The sequence below is a fragment of the Paenibacillus campinasensis genome (genome assembly GCF_002272015.1).
Lineage (GTDB): Bacteria > Bacillota > Bacilli > Paenibacillales > Paenibacillaceae > Paenibacillus_AQ > Paenibacillus_AQ campinasensis.
Window position 1 is genome coordinate 1 of sequence record NZ_NPBY01000069.1, and the last position, 3,565, is coordinate 3,565.

A 3,565-nucleotide genomic window follows, 5' to 3' on the forward strand; every position below is an offset into this window, starting at 1 on the left:
ATTGAGATGTTTGTAAGAGCCAATAGGATCACCCCCAGTTCTATATTCCAAATTCAGGAAAAATGGTTATAATATTAATTTAATCCATCAATACACCATTGGTCAATAAATTTGTCCGTAAGGTAGCCTGAATGTTGTTGACAGAAAAAGCCCTGATGCTCATATCCCATATAAAAAGTGAGGTGATTAGCGTGAATGCTAAAAAAATTCTATCCGAAATTGAGGCAATGCACTACTGGGATGCTAGAGTATTAAAGTTTGATTCGAGTTTTTTTGGTGATGAAATAACGCTTGTGTTTGAGGACACAGAGTTTAACGTCAAGCTGTCCTTTATGGGGTGCTCTAGTTTTTCATTTGTTACAAGTACCGATGATAGGATAATGCCTTTAAGAGAGTTGACTAGACCACAAATTCCTTATTTTCTTCAAGATATCGAAGTCACAGATGTTCTGAGTGAGGGTCATCGTTTACTAAATTGCAAAATTATAATGCCCCCTCTTAACGCAGAAATACTTTGCACTTCAATTTCGATTGAAAAGATATAATAATAATCAACCTTGATTGGCTTCGTGCCTTTCAAGGTTTCTTTTTTTTATGGGGGCTACCCCGTGTCGAATGAACCAATCATTCAACAATCACTTTTACCTAACAATTTTTTCATGAAAAGTAGAACACGTTGACCATTCCGTGAAAAATAGCAGCAGTTATTACTGTGTGTGATTTATCTCGAATCCAACTTATGATCATAGATATTAAAAACAATTGAACACTATGGAAGAAAGTGTTTAGGAGTATATGTTCAGAATAAAGAAATAATACGCTAATTGGTATGTGCCAAGCTGTCCAGATAAGTGCTGTCACTAAATAGGTAAAAATGACATTTTTATTCCGCATCTCATATCTGACAAACCCACGCCAGATTACTTCTTCAAATAAGGCTGAAATCGAAGCGATCGTTAATCCAATTAAGAGCATCTTTAACCATTCATCTAAGGACATAGTATAATCAAAGGATAGAAAAACAGGGATTATAATAGCAATCAAGTACCACTTTATTTTTCCTGCTTTTAGTCCAAGCGTTAGAATGAAATCTTCGTTGTATATCTTTTTCTGTACAAATAAAGCAACAATAAAAGGGATAATCATTGTTATTCCGACATAATTCAAAGGATTATTTGTGAGCAGAAGTACCATGTGAAAAATGATCGTTACGACATAAGTTATTGCAACAAAGATAAGTAATTTGCTTTTCATGATTACACTCACCTCAAGCTATTTGATAAAAAGAGCCGATGATTGGAACTTAAGAGAATTAGTAGAGGAGGCCTTTTTTTCTTCATACCAGGTTACAGGTACAGCTTTGTTTTTTTCGAAGGTTTTATTCCCTTCTGCGCTTGTCCTCCCGTGTAATTATACTTTGAAATATAGACATAAATACAGTTTATCTGTTTCGCATATATCCCTCCCCATTAAGACTATGAGATCATAAGCACCTGCAGGGATCATCGAATTTTATAGGACTGACTGAAGGTCTCTTGAACCTTTTCCATATAATTGAATTAGAGTAAAATCATTAATCTAAGTATGAGCGTGACAAATGCTTCGTGGTTAATGGAGAGGGTTAGCGATGACGAGAATTCTAGTTCCGCCTGAAGTGCTGCTGAAGGTAGGAGAACAGTTCGGCCAGGCGGCTGGACAGCTCGAAGTATGATCCATACGTTGAATCAGAGCATCCATACGCTGGCGTCTGGTTGGGAAGGGACGACGAGGTCCCGTTTTTATGCGGATTTCCAGAGGGCGCATCGGGAGATGACGCAGACGACCGAGCATATCCAGCGGACCAGCTTGGAGCTTAAAGCCATCGCACAGCGTTTTAAGGCCGCAGATGAGCGGGTACAACCAATCCAGGTTGCTGGGCATACGCTGGGAGCATTCCCTATGATGAGAGGGCCGGCAGGTTATAGGGCTGTAGATAATGCTGGGAGAAAAGTTGAGGAATCCTGGAATGCAGTGCAGCAGGAGGCCGGGGAGTTCTGGGAAGGTCTGAAGATCGGGGCCATGCAGTTCGGTAGCTCGCTAAAGGATACGGCCATTTCCTTGTTCGAGGACCCGCTTGGAACGGGGAAATCGATGCTCTATAATGCAACTATCGGGACGGCCGAGGACATTCGAGACACGGCGATATGGGCGGGCCGAATGCTATTTAGCAATGAGTACCGTGACAAAGTCGTGGAAGACACGATGCAAGAAGTCGAAGCGGCAGGAGGCTGGTCGACGTATCTGGGAACGCAGTCGGCAATGATCATTGGAGGCGCACTCCTCAACCGTGCTGGACTTAGAGGGGGAGGCCCACGGAATAATAAGCATGATGATCTTGGCGGCGGAAATAGTGGTGGAAGCGGTAGCGGTAATGGTGGCAGCGATCGTGGAAGTAGAGGCAACAGTGGTGGTAATAGTAGTGGTGATGGTGACGGTAAGAAGTCGGGGGATGTGGGGACGGGTAAGGGTGGTAAGATAATCTCTAGTGTTGATGATTTATCAGAAGTTGCAAAGTCTAAAATTACTACTAGCCAAAGAGCTACATTGAACCAACAGGAGAGAACATACTCGCATTTAACCGAAATGGATTTAAAAGGAGCACAGAGAGACTTAGATGGCGCTCCTGTTCCCAAACCAGGTGGAGGTTATTATGATCATGCTCAAGAAGTTTCTGATGCATATCGTGGTTTAGTTGATTTAAAAAGAAGTTGGGAAGGGATGCTTAAAAATCCTAATTTAGATGATGAACTTCGGCAACTTTACACATCTAAGTTGAATGAGGTAAACGCTACAATGGAAAAAGTTGAAACTATGTTTAGTCCACATGGCGGAGTGTTTCCACCTAAATAATGATTGGAGTAATGTATATGATTAATAGAAAAAAGACATTAAAAGAGTATTTGACTGATGAAGATTATGAAAGTGTAGTACAAAATGCAACAAAGTTTTCTGATATGTCGCTACCTGTGTGGCATTTGGAGATTACAGGTAAATGTCTGTGTGAGTTATCGAACTTCGATTTGATCCGTTGTATTAGACAGGATGTTTTTACAGATTTAGCGACGTTTGAAATTATTGAGAGGATTGATGAACAGAATACACCGTTCTATGCTGATATTGATTCAATGGAATTGATGGAAAAGTTATCATCTGTTAGTTCGGATATACTTTCAGTATATAAGAGTAAATTGGATAAAATGATTGAAAATGTTGAAAAGAATGACTTAATAAATTTAGCGGATATTTGGATGTTCGATGAACAGAAGGAGACGTATCAAGGCTACATAGATGTAATAAAAAATAAAATTCATGGATAATGGTAAGCAATACTTGACTGGTGGTGGGGGGACACCCAGTGCCGAATGAACCCATTATCCAACAATAACACAAATAAACCCATGTAATACCTGTATTGAAATTTTTCCATTTCGATTGTACGCACAATAATGCTTTGACGAACCTGACGAAATCATGAATTTCGTCAGGTTCTTTCTGCATTCGGGCTCTTGTTGCATCAAAGCAATCC

The 3,565-nt window shown here is 40.1% G+C and carries 4 protein-coding genes; 3 read left to right on the top strand and 1 reads right to left on the bottom strand.

Annotation, left to right across the window (positions count from 1 at the left end):
- Positions 1-131 precede the first annotated feature (131 nt).
- Positions 132-545, top strand: a complete 414-nt coding sequence (locus CHH67_RS20690; protein ID WP_244908278.1) for a hypothetical protein — start codon at positions 132-134, stop codon at positions 543-545.
- 112 nt (positions 546-657) lie between these two features.
- Here the strand turns inward: CHH67_RS20690 and CHH67_RS20695 are convergent, their stop codons facing one another.
- Positions 658-1,254: a CPBP family intramembrane glutamic endopeptidase gene (locus CHH67_RS20695; RefSeq protein ID WP_095267278.1), complete on the bottom strand. Its 597-nt coding sequence runs from the start codon at positions 1,252-1,254 to the stop codon at positions 658-660.
- 453 nt (positions 1,255-1,707) lie between these two features.
- Between CHH67_RS20695 and CHH67_RS26865 the strand changes: the two genes are divergently transcribed.
- Together CHH67_RS26865 and CHH67_RS20710 are read left to right on the top strand one after the other, a co-directional pair.
- Positions 1,708-2,889, top strand: coding sequence for a WXG100 family type VII secretion target (locus tag CHH67_RS26865; RefSeq protein ID WP_244908279.1), 1,182 nt, complete (start codon positions 1,708-1,710; stop codon positions 2,887-2,889).
- A gap of 17 nt (positions 2,890-2,906) precedes the next feature.
- Positions 2,907-3,356, top strand: a complete 450-nt coding sequence (locus tag CHH67_RS20710; protein WP_244908280.1) for a contact-dependent growth inhibition system immunity protein — start codon at positions 2,907-2,909, stop codon at positions 3,354-3,356.
- The last annotated feature ends 209 nt before the right edge of the window (positions 3,357-3,565 follow it).